This is a genomic window from Neisseria sp. HMSC058F07, assembly GCF_001810035.1.
Lineage (GTDB): Bacteria > Pseudomonadota > Gammaproteobacteria > Burkholderiales > Neisseriaceae > Neisseria > Neisseria perflava.
Window position 1 is genome coordinate 1 of the sequence record NZ_KV799687.1, and the last position, 1,462, is coordinate 1,462.

General features: G+C 35.8%; 2 protein-coding genes. Both read left to right on the plus strand.

Annotation, left to right across the window (positions count from 1 at the left end; all coding sequences use genetic code 11):
- On the plus strand, nt 1-796 hold a 796-nt coding region (locus HMPREF2696_RS11805), incomplete at its 5' end, for an RHS repeat domain-containing protein (protein ID WP_249967836.1).
- Nucleotides 797-1,089: 293 nt separating this feature from the next.
- On the plus strand, nt 1,090-1,462 hold a 373-nt coding region (locus HMPREF2696_RS06335), incomplete at its 3' end, for a hypothetical protein (protein ID WP_070588125.1).

Sequence of the window (1,462 nt, forward strand, 5' to 3'; positions counted from 1 at the left end):
CGATAGCTACGAACCCTTGGCACAGGTACACAACCGGACCAACGAAGAAGGCGAAAGCGGCCAACAAACCCGCTACTTCCACTGCGACCAAATCGGCATCCCTAGGGAGATGACCGATAAAGACGGCAATTTGCTGTGGTTCGGCAACTACACCGGCTGGGGTCGTCTGAAAGAAGAAACCAAGGTAACGGATAGCGCATACCAGCCCTTCCGCCTGCAAAACCAGTACGCTGACCGTGAGACAGGGCTGCATTACAACTTCTTCAGGTACTATGAGCCTGATGCGGGTCGGTTTGTGAATCAGGATCCGATTGGGTTAGAAGGTGGAGAGAATCTGTATGCGTTTGCGCCGAATGCTCAAGACTGGGTTGACCCTCTTGGTTTAAGCAAATGCTCATCAAGATCGAAAACACCAAATCCATATCAAGGTGTAAAAGAAGCATCTAAATATTTAAAATCACAAGGAGTTCCAAGAAAATATAGGAAACAAATTTTAGAATCTTTTGATAGAGAAACGATTAAAGTACGTTCGGCAGGAACTAGTGAATATGGATTAAGGTACTTTGACGGAATAAATGCTCAAGCTAAAGGTCGTTATTTATTTGAAACATTCCCTGCTACCAGAAGTAGCCTCGCAGTCAAACCAAAATGGAACCACATGACTAATATTGCTCAATTTAAAGTGAAACCAGGAACAACTATTATTGAAGGTAAAGCTGCACCTCAAGGTTTGTGGTTGCCTGGTGGACAAACACAAAAATATATTAATGACTTAGAAAGGTTAATAAGACAATGAATCAGGAGCAATTTATAAAAAAGATTAATATAGTTTTAGTCGAAATTGATAAAATGATTAATAATTGTGATGAATATAGTTATACAAATAAACAGCAGTTGATTTCTATAAAAAATGAACTATATGACATGATTAATTATCTAAATTCAGAAAGTATTTTTCAACAAAAAAAAAGGAAAAGAATTTTTATTGTCTCGGATAGTAATTGATTCTTGGCCATTTAATAATGAAGTTGGTAAACTCCTTGTAGAATTAGAAGAAGATTTCAATTCTTTGACAAGAAAAATATAAAAATGTCTAAATTAAAAATTTTGAATGAAACTCCTTTAGACTTTCAAGAAAAATTTTTGTTTGACAAATGGGAAGTCAGCTACCTTGATTTGATGGAAGTAAATCAAGGTTCTCCCTTAGTTGGAAGTCTATCCATTAACGGTCAAGTTATTATTAAAGAACAGGGATTTGGAGGGCCTTTGTTGTATTTCAATAGAAAAATATATATTCCAGTTTTCATTAGACGATTTTGCGTTGTTGGATTTAGGCTTGCAACATTAAATTTAGATGATTTATCAATTGAGTATATTGGGGGTATCGAAGACTTGGTTTATCTGAAAGAGATAAAAGGTAATAGAATTTATTTCTATACAGATATATATAAAAGCACAGAAA